Source organism: Streptomyces sp. NPDC001536 (assembly GCF_042894505.1).
In the GTDB taxonomy this organism is placed as follows: Bacteria; Actinomycetota; Actinomycetes; order Streptomycetales; family Streptomycetaceae; genus Streptomyces.
Map to the genome: position 1 here is coordinate 395,023 of NZ_JBIAVQ010000005.1, position 18,096 is coordinate 413,118.

The 18,096-nt window shown below is 70.2% G+C and carries 15 protein-coding genes; 9 read left to right on the forward strand and 6 right to left on the reverse strand.

What is annotated here, in order from left to right:
* Positions 1–164 precede the first annotated feature (164 nt).
* From ACFY0U_RS17315 to ybaK, 4 genes are all read left to right on the forward strand, one after another.
* Complete coding sequence (locus tag ACFY0U_RS17315) at positions 165–1,742, forward strand: oxidoreductase (protein WP_388636058.1); 1,578 nt, start codon at positions 165–167, stop codon at positions 1,740–1,742.
* Between the two features lie 125 nt (positions 1,743–1,867).
* Positions 1,868–2,893, forward strand: coding sequence for a hypothetical protein (locus ACFY0U_RS17320; RefSeq protein WP_388636060.1), 1,026 nt, complete (start codon positions 1,868–1,870; stop codon positions 2,891–2,893).
* 11 nt (positions 2,894–2,904) lie between these two features.
* The gene (locus ACFY0U_RS17325) at positions 2,905–3,645 is read left to right on the forward strand and encodes an LON peptidase substrate-binding domain-containing protein (RefSeq protein WP_388636062.1); all 741 of its coding nucleotides are present in this window, start codon (positions 2,905–2,907) and stop codon (positions 3,643–3,645) included.
* Positions 3,646–3,658: 13 nt separating this feature from the next.
* Positions 3,659–4,159 carry a Cys-tRNA(Pro) deacylase gene (gene ybaK / locus ACFY0U_RS17330; RefSeq protein ID WP_388636064.1) on the forward strand — a complete coding sequence of 167 codons (501 nt, stop codon included), beginning with the start codon at positions 3,659–3,661 and terminating at the stop codon, positions 4,157–4,159.
* Between the two features lie 397 nt (positions 4,160–4,556).
* Here the strand turns inward: ybaK and ACFY0U_RS17335 are convergent, their stop codons facing one another.
* The 4 genes from ACFY0U_RS17335 to ACFY0U_RS17350 all read right to left on the reverse strand — a co-directional run bounded on the left by ACFY0U_RS17335 (position 4,557) and on the right by ACFY0U_RS17350 (position 8,487).
* Positions 4,557–5,228, reverse strand: coding sequence for an AAA family ATPase (locus tag ACFY0U_RS17335; RefSeq protein ID WP_388636066.1), 672 nt, complete (start codon positions 5,226–5,228; stop codon positions 4,557–4,559).
* A 34-nt stretch (positions 5,229–5,262) separates the two neighbouring features.
* Positions 5,263–6,084: an ABC transporter permease gene (locus tag ACFY0U_RS17340; protein ID WP_388636068.1), complete on the reverse strand. Its 822-nt coding sequence runs from the start codon at positions 6,082–6,084 to the stop codon at positions 5,263–5,265.
* A gap of 106 nt (positions 6,085–6,190) precedes the next feature.
* Positions 6,191–7,165, reverse strand: a complete 975-nt coding sequence (locus tag ACFY0U_RS17345; RefSeq protein WP_388636271.1) for an ABC transporter ATP-binding protein — start codon at positions 7,163–7,165, stop codon at positions 6,191–6,193.
* A 107-nt stretch (positions 7,166–7,272) separates the two neighbouring features.
* The gene (locus ACFY0U_RS17350; RefSeq protein WP_388636070.1) at positions 7,273–8,487 is read right to left on the reverse strand and encodes an NYN domain-containing protein; all 1,215 of its coding nucleotides are present in this window, start codon (positions 8,485–8,487) and stop codon (positions 7,273–7,275) included.
* Positions 8,488–8,711: 224 nt separating this feature from the next.
* On the opposite strand from ACFY0U_RS17350, the gene ACFY0U_RS17355 reads away from it, so the two are divergent.
* Positions 8,712–8,876, forward strand: coding sequence for a hypothetical protein (locus ACFY0U_RS17355; protein WP_266893661.1), 165 nt, complete (start codon positions 8,712–8,714; stop codon positions 8,874–8,876).
* An 81-nt stretch (positions 8,877–8,957) separates the two neighbouring features.
* On the opposite strand, the gene dnaE is transcribed toward ACFY0U_RS17355, so the two are convergent.
* Entirely contained in the window at positions 8,958–12,497 is a 3,540-nt protein-coding gene (gene dnaE / locus ACFY0U_RS17360) for a DNA polymerase III subunit alpha (RefSeq protein ID WP_388636073.1), read from the reverse strand.
* Between the two features lie 202 nt (positions 12,498–12,699).
* Between dnaE and ACFY0U_RS17365 the strand changes: the two genes are divergently transcribed.
* From ACFY0U_RS17365 to ACFY0U_RS17380, 4 genes are all read left to right on the forward strand, one after another.
* Positions 12,700–14,025 (forward strand): DUF2252 domain-containing protein, encoded by a 1,326-nt coding sequence (locus ACFY0U_RS17365; RefSeq protein WP_388636075.1) that lies wholly within the window; start codon positions 12,700–12,702, stop codon positions 14,023–14,025.
* 91 nt (positions 14,026–14,116) lie between these two features.
* Complete coding sequence (locus tag ACFY0U_RS17370; RefSeq protein WP_388636077.1) at positions 14,117–14,809, forward strand: hypothetical protein; 693 nt, start codon at positions 14,117–14,119, stop codon at positions 14,807–14,809.
* A gap of 78 nt (positions 14,810–14,887) precedes the next feature.
* Entirely contained in the window at positions 14,888–15,700 is an 813-nt protein-coding gene (locus ACFY0U_RS17375; RefSeq protein WP_388636078.1) for a thioredoxin domain-containing protein, read from the forward strand.
* Positions 15,701–15,779: 79 nt separating this feature from the next.
* Positions 15,780–17,438 (forward strand): alkaline phosphatase D family protein, encoded by a 1,659-nt coding sequence (locus tag ACFY0U_RS17380; RefSeq protein WP_388636080.1) that lies wholly within the window; start codon positions 15,780–15,782, stop codon positions 17,436–17,438.
* Here the strand turns inward: ACFY0U_RS17380 and ACFY0U_RS17385 are convergent.
* Positions 17,435–18,004, reverse strand: a complete 570-nt coding sequence (locus ACFY0U_RS17385; protein ID WP_388636082.1) for a dienelactone hydrolase family protein — start codon at positions 18,002–18,004, stop codon at positions 17,435–17,437. The genes ACFY0U_RS17380 and ACFY0U_RS17385 overlap by 4 nt on opposite strands.
* Positions 18,005–18,096: the final 92 nt, after the last annotated feature.

Genomic DNA, 18,096 nt, shown 5'->3' on the forward strand with positions numbered 1-18,096 from the left:
GTCAATTCTCTCAGACCGCAGTTCGGCGTCGTTCGGGCATTCCAATGGCTGATACGCAACCTGGAAGATCCCCTTCACGTCTAGCGTTCAGGGCGTCACTGAGCGGGCATGACGTGCATGAACAGTTGTGCGAAACGTGAGCAGTCGAGAGGGATGAAAGAGCCGTGACCGACGGGGCCGGCATCCGGGACGGGGACCTGCCGGACGATCTGACCGCGGCCGAGGCCGGGATGTGGCAGGCCTTCCGCAACGGCAGCGTGTACGACCTGAGCAGCGGCGACACGGTCGTCGACGATCCGCACGGCGGGCACCCCTGGGGACCCGAGCGGACCGTGCGGGCCCGCATCGTGTGCTGGCTGCTCCTGGACGGACCGCCCGCCCTCGCGGGCCGGGTGTCGTCCCTGAAGCTCAGCGGGGTGCAGATCAGCGGCACGCTGGAGCTGGCGGGCGGCATCGTGGTGCCGTACGTGGAGCTGCGGGGCTGCCGCTTCGAGCGGGACGTCCTGCTGCCGGAGGCCCGCTTCACGACCATGCGGATGGTGGACTGCTCGGTGCCGCGCCTGGAGGCCGCCCGCATCCACACGGAGGGCGATCTGCACCTCCCCCGCTGCCGCTTCCACAACGGCGTACGGCTGACCGACGCGCACATCGGCACCGACCTGCTGCTCAACCAGGCGATCGTCTACCGGGACCGCAGCGGCCGCTCGATCGCCGCCGACGGCATGACCGTCGGGCAGGACCTCCAGGCCGAGCTCCTGGAGTCGCACGGCGAGCTGAGCCTGCGCAGCGCCAAGATCGGCGTCTCGCTGAGCCTGCGCGGCGCGAAGCTGGCCAACCCGTACACACGGCTCGCCCTGAACGCCCCGCAGCTGACCGTCGAGCGCTCGATGTACCTGACCCCGGCAGGGCTCGGCAGCCCCCTGCTGAGCGGGGCGACCCCGGCGCGCGGGACGCGTATCCAGCGGTTCACGTGCGAGGGCGGACTGCGCCTGGACGACGGGCGGTTCGGCGACGCCCTCGACTTCGAGCGGGCGCGGTTCACGCTCACCGACGACCAGGAGGTGTCGCTGCGCCGCATCCAGACGCCCGAGCTGCGCTTCCTCGGGGAGCGTCCGGCGCGCGGCAAGGTCGTGCTGTCGGGGGCGCGGGTGGTGAACCTGATGGACCGCACGGACAGCTGGCCGGGTCCGGGGCGGCTGCACATGGGCGGCTTCAGCTACGAGAACCTGGTGCCGAGGGGGCCGTTCCCGCTGGCGGAGCGGCTGGAGTGGGTGACGGCGGCGACCGCCGAGTACAACCCGGAGCCGTACGAGCGCCTGGCGACCGTGCTGCGCTCCGGCGGCGAGGACGAGGACGCGCGCGAGGTGCTGCTCGCCAAGCAGCGCCGACGCCGCGAGACGCTGCCGCCGGCCGCCAAGCTGTGGGGGTACGCGCAGGACTGGACGGTCGCCTACGGGTACCGGCCGGGGCGGGCCCTGGTGTGGATGGCGGTGCTGTGGGCGGCGGCCTCGGTGGCCTTCGCGCACGCGAACCATCCGCCGATCAAGAGCGGTGAGGCGCCGTACTGGAACCCGGCCCTGTTCGCCCTCGACCTGCTCCTGCCGGTCATCGACCTGGGCCAGGTGGGATTCTGGCAACTCAGGGGCGGCTGGCAGTGGTTGGCCGCGGCGATGATCCTGCTGGGCTGGATCCTGGCGACGACGGTGGCGGCGGGGGCGACGAGGCTGCTGCGGCGGAGCTAGGCCGCCGGGCACCACGATCACTGCTTGTTGAACAGTAAACACTTTACCGACTCTTGACTTTCCGCCGTACAACTTTCCGCACTTTGCTCGAAACCTCTGGCGCTTCCTCGATCAGCGGCTTTTCAATGGTCGACACCATGGCTCTGCTGCCTCCGTTCGTCCGCTCCTCGCGGACGACCAGGACCCTCGTCCAGCATCCCGTCGTCGCGCTCCCGGCCGACGACGAGGTGCTCCTCGACGCGCCGGACGACCGCCTGGGCCCCGCGCTCGTGGCCGCCGGACAGGGCACCTGGCAGACCGCGTCCCAGCTGCTGGCGGCGACCCGCACGGCCGCCGCGTGGGAGAACCGCGACCGGTACGCCGTACGCCTGGCGTCCTTCGCACAGTCACGTGACGAGTGGTTCGAGGACTGGCGTACGGCCGCCCCGCACGACCCGGACATGCTGCTGGTCGGCGCCCAGCTCGCGGTGGCCCGCGCCTGGCAGTCGCCGGCCCGCGCGGAACTGCTGCGCGAGGTGAGCCCGCTGATCACGGCCGCCGCGCGCGGGGACGACCGCGACCCGGTGCCGTGGCGGATCGCGCTGGACCACGCACACGGCTCGAACGCCGGGCACAAGTACTTCGAAGAGCTGTGGGAGGCGGCGGTCCGCCGCGCCCCGCACCACTACGGCTGCCATGCCGCCGCCCTGCGCTACCTCGCCGACGTCTGGCACGGCTCCCACCGCGAGTGCTTCGACTTCGCGGAGACGGCCGCGCAGGACGCCCCGGCCGACTCCCTCGTCCAGGCGCTGCCGACGCGTGCCGCCTTCGCCTATCTGACCGACGGCTGCGGACCCGACGTACCGCAGGAACGGCTGGACGCGGCGGCGGACCGGGCGATCACCCTGTCGGCCCGTTTCCCGGCGGCCGACCCGTGGCCGGCGGAGATGCGGAACAAGCTGGCCTACGTCCTGTCCCGGCTGGGCCGCTGGACGGACGCGCTCGAACAGGTGAGGCTCATCGGCCCGTACGCCACGTCCTTCCCCTGGGACCAGCTCTGTGACGATCCGCTGGGCCGGTTCCTGGAACTGCGCGAAGAAGTCCGCCTGCGCGCGGCCTCCGGACATCCACGGAGTGGGCACACCGGACGTGCACACTCCGGCGACCATTAGGCTTCTGCGCCGTGACCACCGTCCGTCTTCCACTCTTCCCCCTGAACTCGGTCCTGTTCCCGGGGTTGGTGCTGCCGCTGAACGTCTTCGAGGAGCGCTATCGCGCCATGATGCGCGAACTGCTCAAAACCCCCGAGGACGAATCGCGCCGCTTTGCCGTCGTGGCGATCCGCGACGGCCTCGAGGTCGCCGCGAGCTCTCCCGGCATGCCCGACCCGACGGCGTTGCCCGAGCGCGGGCCCGCGGCGGGTTTCGGCACGGACCCGCTCAAGGCGTTCCACGGCACCGGGTGCGTGGCGGAGGCGGCGACGATCCGGGAGCGGGAGGACGGCACGTTCGAGGTGCTGGCGACGGGCACCAGGCGGGTGCGGCTGCTGTCGGTGGACGCCTCGGGTCCGTTCCTGACGGCGGAACTGGAAGAGCTGCCGGAGGAGCCCGGCGAGGGGGCGGGTGCGCTGGCGGAGGGTGTCCTGAGGGCCTTCCGCCAGTACCAGAAGCGCCTTGCGGGCGCCCGCGAGCGCTCGCTCACGGCGGGCTCGGAGCTGCCGGACGAACCCTCGGTGGTGTCCTACCTGGTCGCCGCCGCGATGATGCTGGACACCCCGACCAAGCAGCGTCTGCTCCAGGCCCCGGACTGCTCGTCCCGGCTGCGCGACGAGCTGAAACTCCTTCGCTCGGAGACGTCCATCATCCGTAACCTGCCGTCGTTGCCGGCGTCGGACCTGACGCGCGGTCCGACGAGTCTGAACTGAGCCGGGGCCCTCAATGGCGAAGAAGTCGAAGAAGCAACAGTCCGGGGGCACGCCCGCGACGGTGGCGCTGACGGCGGCGGGCGTGGAGTACACGGTCCACTCCTACGACCACGACCCGAACCACCCCTCCTACGGCGAGGAGGCGGCCGAGGCGATGGGTGTCTCCCCCGAGCGCGTCTTCAAGACCCTGGTGGCGGACGTCGACGGCACCCTGACGGTGGCGGTCGTGCCGGTCGCCGGCCAGCTGGACCTCAAGGCGCTGGCCACGGCTGTGGGCGGCAAGCGCGCCGCCATGGCCGACCCGGCCCTGGCCGAACGCACCACCGGCTACGTCCGGGGCGGCATCTCCCCCCTGGGCCAGCGCAAAAAACTCCCGACCGTCCTGGACGCCTCGGCCTCCGCCCACCCCACGATCTGCGTATCCGCGGGCCGCAGAGGCCTGGAGGTCGAACTCTCCCCCGAGTCCCTCTCCAAGCTGACCCAAGCCGTCCTGGCCCCCATCGGCCGCGCGTGACCTCTCGACGCGGCCGAGTTCCTCGGCTAAGTACGAGGGACATGTCGAAAAAAACGCGAAACCGAAAGTGGCGCGTCAAAAAGGGCCGAGCAAACCACGGCAGGCGCCCGGCGTAGCACTCGTCCCGAAGGCGTGCGCTTCTCAACGCCGATCCAGGCATCTCAGCCCGTCCGGCGTCCGAGAACAAGGGCTCGCCATCCCGATACCCCGTGTCTTTCAGCCCGTCCGGCGTTTGAGGACGAGGCCCTTCGGGCCGATGGGGGTCTGGGGGCGCAGCCCCCAGGGACCGGGGTCGAAGGGGCGGCACCCCTGGGGATGGTGGGGGTCCCCCCTCTGGGGGAGGGTAAGGGCGGCGGGGGCGAAGAAACCCTCGCCGCGCCCACCGCCCACAGAAGCCCTATACCGACGGCGCCCCATGAGGCCCGTACGGCCCCTGCTGCGGATACGGCTCAGGATCCCGCGGCCCGAACAGCGCCGTGAGCCCCAGATGCACCACCAGCCCCGCGAACGGCCACGCCAGCCACGCCCCCTTCGCCGACAACTTCATCGGCGCCGAGAAAGTGACCCCCTTGCCCACGGACCTCGCATGGGCGATCACATCCTGCGCGGGCCCGAGCCAGATCCCGACCCGCCAGGCCAGCAGCGACCCGAGGAACCCCCCGACCCCCAATGCCACGACCAGCGGCACACCCCCACGCCGCCGCACCAGGAACACCACGAGCGCACTCACGAGCCCGAACGCCGACCCCAGCAGAGTGAACGTTCCGTCGACCCCGATCGCCTGCTCACCCTCGGAGTCCCCGAGATAGACGACCCAGCTCTTGTCGACGACGTCCCCCACCAGCGGCACATGCGGAGCCAGCCACCACCACAACACCCCGAGCAGCACCCCACCGAGCGCCACGGCGAGGGCGACGACAACGGCCTCCCGCACTTCGGTCGCCATCCCGGGACCGTCGTACGCGGCCTCATGGGACGCGGGAGCCACATGCCCCGCGGCAGGCGACTGCCACGCGGCATGCGGGGGCTGTTCGTGCGGCGGCGGCGGAGGAGTCAACGGTGCGGTCACCCTGACATCGTGCCAGGCCCGCCTGTGCGGCGCGTCACCGGACGGCCGCCCGACGGTACGCCCAGGTCGCGACGGCCAGCGAAACGACCCCCACGACCCCGCACACGGCGAGGTCACCGAGCACGAACGCCCAGTCGGGATGCGGCCCGAACGTCCGCGCGAACGCCTCCACGCCGTACGTCGACGGCAGCAGATCCCGCAGGAACCGCACCGCCTCCGGCATCCGGTCGGCCGGCAGCACCCCGAGCAGCAGCGCCGCCGACATGCCCAACTGCCCGAGCACCGTGGCCAGTTCCGGCCGCGGCGCGAGCAGCCCGAAGGCCGCCCCCAGCCCCGCGAGGGCCGCACCCGCGAGCGGGATCACGGCGACGAGCACCCACAGATGCGCCAGCGGCAGCCCGAACAGCACACACCCGAACACCGCGGTCACCACGGTCCCCGGCACCGTGAAGGAGGCGTACGCCCCCGCGGCCCCGAGCACCACCGCGGCCGGCGGCACCGGCAGCGTGGCGTAGTGGTCCAGCCCCCCGCTCGCCCGCAGCTGCCCGAAGTACTGCGCGAGCAGGTTCAGCGCGACGAACGCCACGACGAGCACCGACGACCCCGCGACCACAGCCTGCGCCTCTGCCCCGCCGTCCACGACCCCCCGCATCAGGACCATGATCCCGACCGACTGGAAGGTCGCCACGAACAGCAGCGGAATGCGCGCCACCCGCGCACGGGACAGCTGCGCCCGGTACACGGCCGCGAGCGACGGCCACAGCCGCGCGCGCGGTCCGAGCTCGGCCTCGCCGCGGACCGTCTCCTCGACGGCCAGGGCGCTGCCCGGCAGAACCTCGGCGGGTACGACACTCACGTGGCGCTGCTCCCTTTCACAAACGGGGTCACTCCGGCGTTCGTCCTGTTCCGTACGGATGCTACGGCCCGGGCACTCAAGCCCGGCTCAAGGTCCCGCATCGCGCTCACGCCTTCACCAGCCCCTGCTGGGCCGCCCCGCCGAGCGCCAGATAGACGTCCTCCAGGCTCGGCGTGGCCAGGGTGAAGTCGTCGAGGGCGGCGAAGGCCGCTCCCCCGGTCACCGTCGCAACAACCGCCCGCGCCTCCTCGGGCGCGAGCCGCAGCGTCCAGCGGCGTCCGGAGGCGACGGCCCGGTCCTGGAGCGCGGCGACCTCGGGGACGTGCAGCGGAGCGGCGTCGCGCCACACGAGGTCGACCCGGACCTCCCCGGCGACCTGCTCCTTGAGCCCGACGGGGGTGTCGCAGGCGATCACCTTGCCCTGGTCGAGGACGGCGACCCGGTCGAGGACGGTCTCGGCCTCGATGACGTTGTGGGTGACGAGCAGCACGGTCGTCCCGCGCTCGGCCCGCCGCCGGTCCACGGCGGACCAGACGGCCCGCCGCGCCACGGGGTCCATCGCGGTGGTGGGCTCGTCGAGGACCAGCAGCGGCCGCTCCCCGACCAGCGCGGCCGCGAAGCACGCCAGCCGCCGCTGCCCGCCGGAGAGCTTGTTGATGGCCCGTCCGGCGAGCGGTGTGAGCCCCAGTTCGTCGAGTACGGCGTCCCGCTCGGCCCGCGCATCCCGCGCCTCAAGGCCGCGCAGTCGCCCGGTGGTCTCGGCGGCGAGCGAGACGGTCAGCTCGTCCAGGGCAGTGGACTCCTGGCCGAGATAGGCGAGGATCCGCGCGGCCCGCTCCGGGTGGCGCACGATGTCGTGGCCGAGGATCTCGACGCTGCCCCGGTCGGGCCGCATCAGCCCGGTGAGCTGCCGTACGAGGGTGGACTTGCCGGCGCCGTTCGGCCCGAGCAGTCCGAAGATCTCGCCGCGCCGGATGTCGAGCCGTACATCGTCGGTGGCACGCACCTCGGGTGTCGCGGGAACCCCGCGCCGGCCGCGTACCGCCGGATAGGTCTTGGTCAGCCCGCGCACCGCGCACACGACATCGTCACCGTGCCGAAGTGCCTGTGCCGCGCGCGTACTCACAAGGGACGAGAGTACGGGGTCGGGAAGCTCCGCTCGCCCTCGGGGGCGGCGTATGTGCCGTTTCACTCCCCCGCGGGCGCGTGTTCGGCGGCGGTCCGTACGTCGATCTCGCGCCAGAACCCGGCACGGATGGCGTAGCGGTCGTGCTCGTCGATCTGGTCGTCCTTGTGGGCGAGCAGTCCGAACCGGGCGGCGTACCGCAGCAGCTCGCCGTCGATCCGGTGCGGGACGCGCGGATACATGCCCGAGAGCTTCTGGAGATGGCCCTGGTCGCCCAGCCGCCCCATCCAGCGCCGCGCGAAGACCTGCCCCACCTCGTAGGGATCACCGCCGACGGTGGTGATGTCCTCCTCGCGGTCCGCCCACCGCTGCTCGGCGGTGGTGAGCTGGGCGAGGGTGGGCATCGAGGCGACCTCGGGCGGCTCGGCGGCGGCGCCGGGGCGGTCGACCCAGCCCTTGTCGGAGGACCAGCGCAGAGTCGCGTTCGCGGGGTGCTGCGGCTGGGTGCCGGGGCCGCGCAGGGCGGCCAGGTCCTTGGGGGTGGGCACCCCCTTGGGTGCGGGCACCCGCTCCTGGGTGCCGTTCTCCGAGGCGGCGGCCGGGGTGTGCTCGCTCTCGTCTCCGGACCGCTCGGCCGCGGCGGCGAGCGCGGACTCGGGCAGCGGCGCGGACAGGATCGCGGCGATCTCGGGCCGCGGCGCGGGCGGCGGCGCGCAGATCCCGCCGAGCTCCTTGGCGCGTACGGCCTTGGTGATCCACGTACGGTCCAGGACGCGCCGTTCGTCGGCCTCGGCGACGAGGTCCTCGGACTGGTTGTAGTCCCCGTCGGCGGCCTGGACGGCCCACAGGTGTACGGCGACGCCGTGCTCCTTGGCGGCCATCATGCCCGGCAGCAGATCGCCGTCGCCGGTGACCAGGACGATGTCGGAGCAGGCGCGGTTGCGGGCCAGCTCGGTGAGCTCGGCGTGCATGGCCGCGTCGACGCCCTTCTGGGCCCAGCGTCCGTCGCTGCGGGTCAGGGCGCCCAGCCGGACGGTGACCCGGGGCATCACGCGCAGCCTGCGGTGTTCTGGCTGCGGGACGCGGTCGGGGGCGCCGTCGAACCAGTAGATGCGCAGCAGCGGCCGTTCGGTGTCCGACTCGGCGCGTTCGCGCAGGCCCTGGATGAGGGCGGTGTGGTCGACGGTGATCCGGGATCGCGAGGGTTCACCCGCGAGGAGAGAGGCGGCGGCCCCCAGCAGATACCCGGCGTCCACCAGGACGATGCAGCGGTCCACGCGACTCACCCTCTTCCGAGGCGGTTTACTTCGGGCTTCCTTCGAGTCTGCCCGACCGCGCGGAGGTTAACGGCCGGAACTCGATCTTCGGCGTGGCGTTTCCGGGCATCGCGGGGCGACAAGGCCTGTCACAGACGGTAATTATCCGAAATGCGTTCATTGTCGGCATATGTGAATCTGGTCCCGGCCCTGGCCCCTAGATCCCCCTCAGGAGGCAGATCACCATGGCCAAGAACAAGAACCGCGACCGCAAGCAGCCGCAGTCCGAGCGTGGTCAGCAGGAGGCCCAGCAGTCCTCGATGGAGGCGCAGGCCGAGCAGCGCATGACCCAGGTGACTCCGGGTGACATGGCCCGTAAGGGCAAGCAGAAGCGCTTCGGTCACAACTGACATCTTCATAACGGGTTGTTGAGACCCAGGCACACACAGAGAGGGCGTACCCGGTCCACGGGTACGCCCTCTCGGCGTGTCCTATCCCGCCAGGCAGGACGGGCCGAGCAGCACCTTCAGGTCGCCGAAGAGCGCCGGGTCCGGCTTCACCCGGTGCCGGTCCAGGCGCAGGACCGTGGTCTTGGTCGGGCCCTGGAGCTTGATGCGGACCTCGCTCTCGCCCTTGTGGTGGGTGAGGATCTCGCCGAGGCGGCTGATCATCGGCGGGGTGACCCTGGTGGCCGGGATGGTGAGGATCACGGGCGCGTTGGTGCCCGCGTTCGACAGGTCGGGGACCTGGAGTTCCATCGCCACCAGCCGGGGCACGTCCTCGCGCTTGTCGAGGCGGCCCTTGACGAACACCACGGCGTCCTCGACGAGTTGGGTCGACACGAGCTGGTAGGTCGCCGGGAAGAACATGCACTCGATGGAGCCGGCGAGGTCCTCGACGGTGGCGATCGCCCAGGCGTTGCCCTGCTTGGTCATCTTGCGCTGGAGGCCCGAGATGATGCCGCCGATGGTGACGACCGCGCCGTCCGCGTGCTCACCTCCGGTGAGCTGGGCGATGCCCGCGTCGGCCTTGTCGGACAGCACGTGCTCCAGGCCGAAGAGCGGGTGGTCGGAGACGTACAGACCGAGCATCTCCCGCTCCTGGGCGAGCAGATAGGCCTTGTCCCACTCGTCGGTGGTGAACTCCACGTCCAGGCCGAAGCCGGGCTCGCTGGTCTCCTCCTCGCCCATCCCGCCGAAGAGGTCGAACTGACCCTCGGCCTCCTTGCGCTTGACCTGCACGACGTTGTCGATCATCGACTCGAAGTGCGCGGTGAGGCCCTTGCGGGTGTGCCCCATGGTGTCGAAGGCGCCGGCCTTGATCAGGGACTCCGTGGTGCGCTTGTTGCAGGCGACCGCCTCGACCTTGTCGAGGTAGTCGGGGAAGGAGGCGTACTTTCCCTTGGCCTTGCGGCTCCTGATGATCGACTCGACCACGTTCGTACCGACGTTGCGCACCGCTTCGAGGCCGAAGAGGATCACGTCGTCGCCCTGGGCGGCGAAGTTGTGCACCGACTCGTTCACGTTCGGCGGGAGCACCTTGATGCCCATGCGCCGGCACTCGTTGAGGTAGACGGCGGACTTGTCCTTGTCGTCCTTGACGGAGGTGAGCAGTCCGGCCATGTACTCGGCGGGGTGGTTGGCCTTGAGGTAGGCGGTCCAGTACGAGACCAGGCCGTACGCGGCGGAGTGCGCCTTGTTGAACGCGTATCCGGCGAAGGGGACCAGGACGTCCCACAGGGCCTGGATGGCCTCGTCGCTGTAGCCGTTCTTCTTGGCGCCGGCCTGGAAGATGGTGAAGTTCTTGGCCAGTTCGTCGGGCTTCTTCTTGCCCATCACGCGGCGCAGGATGTCGGCCTCGCCGAGCGAGTATCCGGCGATGATCTGGGCGGCCTTCTGCACCTGCTCCTGGTAGACGATCAGGCCGTAGGTGACCGCGAGGACCTCTTCGAGGGGCTCCTCCAGCTCCGGGTGGATCGGGGTGATCTCCTGGAGCTTGTTCTTGCGCAGCGCGTAGTTGGTGTGCGAGTCCATGCCCATCGGGCCCGGACGGTAGAGCGCCGACACGGCGGAGATGTCTTCGAAGTTGTCGGGCTTCATCAGGCGCAGCAGCGAGCGCATGGGGCCGCCGTCGAACTGGAAGACGCCGAGGGTCTCACCGCGCTGGAGGAGTTCGAAGGTCTTGGGGTCGTCGAGCGGCAGGGCCAGCAGGTCGAGGTCGATGCCCTTGTTGGACTTCACCATCTTGACGGCGTCGTCCATGATCGTCAGGTTGCGCAGGCCGAGGAAGTCCATCTTCAGCAGGCCGAGCGACTCGCACTGCGGGTAGTCCCACTGCGTGATGGTCACGCCGTCGGTGTGCCGCACCCAGATCGGGGCGTGGTCGACGATGGGCTCGCTGGACATGATGACGCCGGCGGCGTGCACACCCATCTGCCGGACCAGGCCCTCGACGCCCTTGGCGGTGTCGATGACCTTCTTCACGTCCGGCTCGTTCTCGTACATCGCGCGGATCTCGCCGGCCTCGCTGTAGCGCGGGTGCGAGGGGTCGGTGATGCCGTTGAGGTCGATGCCCTTGCCGAGGACGTCGGCGGGCATGGCCTTGGTGAGGCGGTCGCCCATGGCGTACGGGTAGCCCAGCACGCGCGCGGAGTCCTTGATCGCGTTCTTGGCCTTGATCTTGCCGTAGGTGCCGATCATGGCGACCTTGTCGGCGCCGTACTTCTCTGTCACATACCTGATCACTTCGACGCGCCGACGCTCGTCGAAGTCGATGTCGACGTCGGGCATGGAGACGCGCTCGGGGTTGAGGAACCGCTCGAAGATCAGACCGTGCGGGATCGGGTCGAGGTCGGTGATGCCCATGGCGTAGGCGACGATCGAGCCGGCCGCGGAGCCTCGGCCGGGGCCGACCGCGATGCCGTTCTTCTTGGCCCACATGATGAAGTCGGCGACGACGAGGAAGTAGCCCGGGAACCCCATCTGGATGATGACGTCCATCTCGTACTCGACCTGCTTCTGCCGGTCCTCGGGGACGCCGCCCGGGAAGCGGCGCTCCATGCCGCGGCGGACCTCCTCCTTGAACCAGGTGACCTCGGTGAAGCCCTCGGGGATGTCGAACTTCGGCATGAGGTTCTTCGCCTCGAACATGCCGGTGGTGTCGATCTGCTCGGCGACCAGGAGGGTGTTGCGGCAGCCCTCCTGCCAGGCGTCCGAGGAGTCGACGGCGTACATCTCGTCGGTGGACTTCAGGTAGTAGCCGGTGCCGTCGAAGCGGAAGCGGTCCGGGTCGGAGAGGTTCTTGCCGGTCTGGATGCACAGCAGGGCGTCGTGGGCGGTCGCCTCGTGCGCGTACGTGTAGTGCGAGTCGTTCGTCACCAGCGGCGGGATGCCGAGCTTCTTGCCGATGTCGAGGAGGCCGTCACGGACCCGGCGCTCGATCTCGATGCCGTGGTCCATCAGCTCCAGGAAGTAACGGTCCTTGCCGAAGATGTCCTGGTACTCGGAGGCGGCCTTGAGCGCCTCGTCGTACTGGCCGAGGCGAAGGCGGGTCTGGAGCTCGCCGGAGGGGCAGCCGGTGGAGGCGATGAGGCCCTCGGACCACTGGGAGATGGTCTCCTTGTCCATCCGGGGCCACTTCTGGAGCCAGCCCTCGGCGTACGCGTCCGAGGAGAGCCGGAAGAGGTTGTGCAGACCGGTGGAGTTGGCCGCCCAGATCGTCTTGTGGGTGTAACCACCCGAACCGGAGACGTCGTCCCGCTTCTGGTGCGGCTGGCCCCACTGGATCTTGCGCTTGTTGCGCCGGGACTCGGGGGCGACGTAGGCCTCGATGCCGATGATCGGGGTGACCCCGGCCTTCTTCGCGCTGTGGAAGAAGTCGTACGCCCCGTGGAGGTTGCCGTGGTCGGACATGGCGATATGGGTCATGCCCATCTCGTTGCACGCGTTGAACATGTCCTTGAGCCGCGCGGCACCGTCCAGCAGCGAGTACTGGGTGTGGACGTGCAGGTGCGTGAACGGCGGCTTTGACACGGTTGGGCCTCCATGGAAAACGGTCGGCGACAGGCGGACGGACAGTTCGGGGGACAGCGTCGAAGTCTATGCCTCGGCACTGACACTCCGGGGGCTGCCCCGCGTACCTTCACAGCGAGGGTTTCGCGGGCACTTTCGTCCGGCCCCGCCCGTTGAGACGACAGAAACGCTGTCGTACACATGCACCAGGAGGCACCCAGCGATGTCGGTACCGCAGCTCAACGACGAGCCACGCGGCGAGGAGATCCTCGCCGTCTTCGACACCGCCTTCGGCGAGCTCCTGGCCGCCGACCCGGCCGCGTTCCGCGTGAAGTTCCGCAAGATGGCGGCCTCGGCGTTCGCGTTCTACCGGGGCACGGCGTGCCTCTTCTACAACGACCTCGAAGCGGACAAGCGGGGCGGCCCCTACCTGGACGAGCGCACCTCGCGCGTGTGGATCCACGGCGACCTGCACGCCGAGAACTTCGGCACGTACATGGACTCCACCGGCCGGCTGATCTTCAACGTCAACGACTTCGACGAGGCGTACGTCGGCCCCTTCACGTGGGACCTCAAGCGCTTCTCCGCCTCGATCGCCCTCATCGGCTACGCGAAGGCGCTCAGCGACGAGCAGATCACCGAGCTCGTCAAGGTCTACGCGGCCGCCTACCGCGAGCGGATCCACGCCCTGGCCACCGGCGCCAAGAGCGACGAGGTGCCGCCCTTCACCCTGGACACCGCCGAGGGCCCCCTCCTGGACGCCCTGCGCGATGCCCGCTCGCTGACCCGCTTCGGCCTCCTGGAGTCGATGACCGAGATCCGCGACTTCGAGCGCCGTTTCGCGCCGGGCGGCGGCTCCATCGAGCTGGACGCGGCCACGCGCTACAAGGTGCTGGCCGCCTTCGACGGCTACCTGGAGACGCTGCCGGAGACCTCGCTGACGCGCCCGGACTCCTACCGGGTGAAGGACGTGGTCGGCCGCCGCGGCATCGGCATCGGCTCGGCGGGGCTCCCGTCGTACAACATCCTCCTGGAGGGCCACAGCGACGCCCTGGAGAACGATGTCGTGATCTACATCAAGCAGGCCCAGACCCCGGCCGTCTCCCGGCACATCACCGACCCGGCGATCCGTGACTACTTCCAGCACGAGGGCCACCGCACGGTCCTCTCGCAGCGCGCCCTCCAGCAGCACGCCGACCCGTGGCTGGGCTGGACCGAGCTGGACGGCTCGGGTCAGCTGGTCGCCGAGGTCTCGCCGTACGCCGTCGACCTGGACTGGGGCGACATCGACGACCCGGAGGAGATCGCGGCGGTCGTCGCCGACCTCGGCCGGGCGACGGCCACCATGCACGGGGCTGCGGACGACCAGTCCGGCGAGTCCCTGGTGCCCTTCTCGACCGAGCGGGCCATCGACGCGGCCATCGCGGCCGACGAGGACGGCTTCGCGGACCTGCTGGTCTCCTTCGCCCACGACTACGGCGCACGCGCGCGTACCGACCACCAGATCTTCGTGGACCTGTTCCGCAACGGCCGCATTCCGGGCCTGTAGACCGGATTCCTGTGGGATCGATAACGATGGGGCCGCTCACAGGGACCTTTTAGGGGTCCCTTACAGGGCCGCGTGACAGACTCTCTCCGCTATGGACATATCCGGGACCCGACTGCGAGCGCTCCGCGCGGCGCTGTTCACGGCACTCGTCGTGACGCTCAGCACCGCGTCGCACGTGCTGCTGTCCCGGGTCCCGCTGCCGCTGAACACGGTGGCGCTCGTCACGGCCGCCGTGTTCGTGCTCGCCTACGCCCTCGCCGGCCGCGAGCGGAGCTTCGGGCGGATCACCGCCCTGCTGGTCCCGCTGGAGCTGGCCGCCGACACCGTCTTCACCGCCGGCCAGCACGTCTGTTACGGCGCGGCGGGCGGACCGGTCACCGGTCCGCTGCGCTCGGTCGGCTGGGACGTGTTCTGCGGCGACGGCGGCAACGTCGGCGGCCCGCTGGCCCGGGTGACCGGCACCGACACCGACCGCCTCGCGGGCGTCCTCGCCCATGCCGATCCGCGGGCCGCATGGCTGCTGCTCGGCGCGCACATCGGTGTCGGCCTCCTCGCCGCCGCCTGGCTGCGCCGCGGCGAGCGGGCTCTGGCCCAGCTGCTCGGCGCGGCGACGGCCACCACGTTCCGGCCGCTCCTGCTGGCCGTCGCCGCGGTGGCGGTACGACGGACCCCGGCGGCTCGCACCCCGCGGCACCCCGGTCGTCGCACCGCCGTCGTCCGTGACCGGATCCTCGTGCACTCCCTGGGACGGCGTGGACCGCCGTGCTCGGTCGCTTTCGCCTGACCGAACAGCACCCGAGCACCACCAGTCCCCCCATGCATCCCGCACACGACGTGTGCGCGTCCCCTTACGGAGATCCCCATGAGCAAGCGGAACAGCCAGGCGTCGAAGTCGGCGGCCCGTGAGCGGCTGCGCCAGGAGCGCGAGCGCCAGGCCAAGAAGGACAAGATCAAGCGGCAGGTCATCGTGGCCTGCTCCCTCGTGGGCGTCCTCGCGATAGCCGGCGGCATCAGCTACGCGGTCGTCCAGGGCAACAAGCCGGACTACTGGGAGGCCGCGAAGGACGACAAGCTCGTCAAGCCGGCCAACACCACGGGCACGAACGGCACGACCGTCACGATCGGCAAGAGCACCGCCAAGAAGACCCTCGTCATGTACGAGGACCCGCGCTGCCCGATCTGCGCGCAGTTCGAGCAGACCGTCGGCTCGACCCTCGACAAGGGCGTCGAGGACGGCAAGTACAAGGTCCAGTACGTCGGCGCCACCTTCCTCGACGGCAACCTCGGCGGCGAGGGCTCCAAGAACGGCCTCAGCGCACTCGGCGCGGCGCTGAACGTCAGCCCCGAGGCGTTCCTCGAGTACAAGACCGCGATGTACTCGGCGAAGTGGCACCCCGAGGAGAGCGACGACAAGTTCAAGGACGACGCCTACCTCATCAAGATCGCGAACACGGTCGACGCCCTGAAGAACAACAAGACGTTCCAGAACGCCGTGAACAACGGCACCTACGACAAGTGGGCGCTGGAGATGTCCAAGAAGTTCGACGACAGCGGTGTGACCGGCACCCCGACGCTCCAGATGGACGGCAAGGCGCTGACCGGTTCCGACGGCAAGAACGCGCCGATGACGGTGGCCGAGTTCAACACGGCGATCGAGGCGGCCCTCAAGGCCTGACCGACCGTCATCCGAAGAGCGGGCGAACTTTCACCGGTTCGCCCGCTCTCGTTCATACCGATCAGTAACCTGATCGGTCGTGACCAGTAGATTCAGAGCAACCGAGCATCTCAACTCCCTGTCACCGCGCCGCCGTACGGTCGTCAAGGCCGCCGCCGCCGGCGCGGTCCTGGCCGGCCCGCTCGCCGCCGCGATCCCGGCCCGCGCCGCCGAGGCCCCCGCCTTCCTGCACGGTCTCGCCTCCGGCGACCCGCTCCCGAACGGCGTCCTGCTGTGGACCCGGGTGACCCCCACCCCCGAGGCGATACCCGGCTCCGGGCTCGGCCCGGACACCGAGGTCGGCTGGACCGTCGCCAAGGACAAGGCGTTCACGAACGTCGTCGCCAAGGGCACCACGACCGCGACCGCCGCCACCGACCACACCGTCAAGGCCGACATCCGCGGCCTGGAACCGGCCACCGACTACTGGTTCCGCTTCTCCGCGGGCGGCACCGACTCCCCGGCGGCGCGCACCCGCACCGCGCCGGCGGCGGACGCGGCCGTGCCGAACCTCCGCTTCGGCGTGGTCTCCTGCGCCAACTGGGAGGCCGGCTACTTCTCCTCGTACCGCCATCTCGCGGCCCGCGGCGACCTGGACGCCTGGCTGCACCTGGGCGACTACATCTACGAGTACGGCACCGGCGAGTACGGGACGCGCGACACCGTCGTACGACCGCACGCGCCGACCCACGAGATCCTGTCGCTGGCCGACTACCGCACCCGGCACGGCCGTTACAAGACCGACCCGGACCTCCAGGCGCTCCACGCGGCCGCTCCGGTCGTCGCCATCTGGGACGACCACGAGTTCGCCAACGACGCCTGGTCCGGCGGCGCCGAGAACCACACCGAGGGCGCGGAGGGCGCCTGGGCCGCGCGTCAGGCCGCCGCCAAGCAGGCCTACTTCGAGTGGATGCCGGTGCGAACGGCGATCGCCGGCACCACCTACCGGCGGCTGCGTTTCGGCAAGCTCGTCGACCTGTCGCTGCTCGACCTGCGCTCCTTCCGCTCGCAGCAGGCGGCCGTCGGCAACGGCTCGGTCGACGACCCGGACCGTACGCTCACCGGGCGCGCCCAGCTCGACTGGCTGAAGGCGGGGCTGAAGTCCTCCGACACCACCTGGCGGCTGGTCGGCAACTCCGTGATGATCTCGCCGTTCGCGATCGGCTCGCTCTCCGCGGAGCTCCTCAAGCCGCTCGCCGAGCTGCTGGGCCTGCCCAAGGAGGGGCTCGCCCTCAACACCGACCAGTGGGACGGCTACACGGACGACCGCCGTGAGCTCCTCGCCCATCTGCGCTCCAACGCCATCCGCAACACCGTGTTCCTGACCGGCGACATCCACATGGCGTGGGCCAACGACGTGCCGGTGAACGCCGGTACGTACCCGCTGTCCGCCTCGGCCGCCACGGAGTTCGTCGTGACCTCGGTGACCTCCGACAACCTCGACGACATCCTGAAGGTCCCCGAGGGCGTGGTCTCCGCGGTCGCCGCGCCGGTCATCAGGGCCGCCAACCGGCACGTCCACTGGGTCGACACGGACCGCCACGGATACGGCGTGCTGGACATCACCGCCGAGCGGGCGCAGATGGACTACTACGTGCTGTCCGACCGGACGAAGGCGAACGCGACCTCGTCCTGGGCCCGTTCGTACCGCACGCGCAGCGGCACACAGAAGGTGGAACGCGCCTACGACCCGGTCTAGAGGCTTTCCAGGAAGCCGAGCGCCACCCGCCAGGTGGCCTCGGCGGCCTCCTCGTCGTAGTCCGGCAGGTCGGGGTCGGTGTAGAGGTGGCCGGCCCCGGCGTATCTGTACACCTCGACGTCCGCGCCGGCCCGGCGCATCTGGAGATACCAGGAGCTCAGCCAGTCGTCGGTCTCGAACTGGTCCGGCTCGGCCACATGCAGCTGGACCGGCAGGTCGTCCACGGAGGCGTTGGCCGCGATGTCCGAGGTGCCGTGCAGAAGCAGCAGCCCGCGCGCCTTGTCGTCGCCGAGGGCGAGGGTCTGCGCGACGGAGGCGCCGAACGAGAACCCGGCGTACACCAGGCCCCGCTCCGAGTAGGGCGCGGCGGCCAGCACGGCCCGCTTGAGCAGCTCGTCCTTGCCGGTCCGCTCCTTGAACTCCATGCCGTCCTCGACCGTCTCGAACGTACGCCCCTCGAAGAGGTCCGGCGTCCACACCTCGTGTCCGGCGGAGCGCAGCCGGTCGGCGGCCTGGCGGACGGCGGGCCTCAGGCCGTAGGTCGAGTGAAAGAGCATGATGTTCATGAGGCCATGGTGCCAGCCGGGTACGACAGTGGCGTTCCGCGGCCGTACCCACATCGCCGCCGAAGTCACATGTTCATGTCCGCCCCGGGCCG